Origin of the sequence: Gluconacetobacter entanii, assembly GCF_013155425.1 — a bacterium.
Taxonomy (GTDB): domain Bacteria; phylum Pseudomonadota; class Alphaproteobacteria; order Acetobacterales; family Acetobacteraceae; genus Novacetimonas; species Novacetimonas entanii.
The window spans coordinates 1-691 of sequence record NZ_JABJWD010000009.1 but is presented as its reverse complement, the minus strand read 5'-3'; the positions used below and the strand labels follow the sequence as shown (position 1 = coordinate 691).

The following is a 691-nucleotide window of genomic DNA, read 5'->3' as shown; positions in this document are numbered from 1 at the left end:
AAATGGCTCAGGAAGCGACGAACGGGGCGATTCCGGTTGCACTTGGTGCGAGGCCAGCGGCAAGCTGGCTATGGGCGTAGTCACCTGTGGCGAGGGGAAGGGCCGGGTTGTGGTAAGTCCGGCCCTTCCTGCGTCTGTAGCTAGGAACTCCCAGTTAGAGACCGCAGGATGGCCATACAGGGCACTCAGACGAGTTTCCGATACCCAATACCGGACAAGATCCGGAAGCCATCATACGGCCTTCTACGGCCTTATAGCGGGTGATCGCAAGAGGCGATCACCTGTTCTCCTGTCGCGATCAGGTGGGGCATGGTGCCGTCCCATGTGGGGGTTTCTCGCGGCCTGGCCGGAAAGGGCGGCACTCTGGCGGCAATTTTCGCAGTGCCACCATGCCGGCGCCCTAACCCCATGTGCAGACATCGGAATCCTGAAAACCAAGGTCACAGAGTGCCGGTTTCTTTAATCTTGCCCTCACTTTTCCGCCTTCTCCCACCCCGGAACATAGACAAAATCGACGATTTGTATTACACTGAAATACAGTGTTGGGAGGGTATGTCATGGCTGTCAGTCGCATGGTCCAGGCCCGAGTGCCGGGCGAGATTCAGGAAGCCGCGAACCAGGTCATTCACGCGGCCGGGCTGACGGTGAGTGATGTGGTTCGCGTGCTGATGACGCGGATTGCCCAGGACCA

General features: G+C 58.9%; 1 protein-coding gene. It reads left to right on the top strand.

All coding sequences use genetic code 11. From position 1 onward, the window contains the following. Positions 1-557 precede the first annotated feature (557 nt). Positions 558-691, top strand: a 134-nt coding sequence (locus tag HNH97_RS02420; RefSeq protein WP_171789757.1) for a type II toxin-antitoxin system RelB/DinJ family antitoxin, incomplete at its 3' end; no start/stop codon positions are given.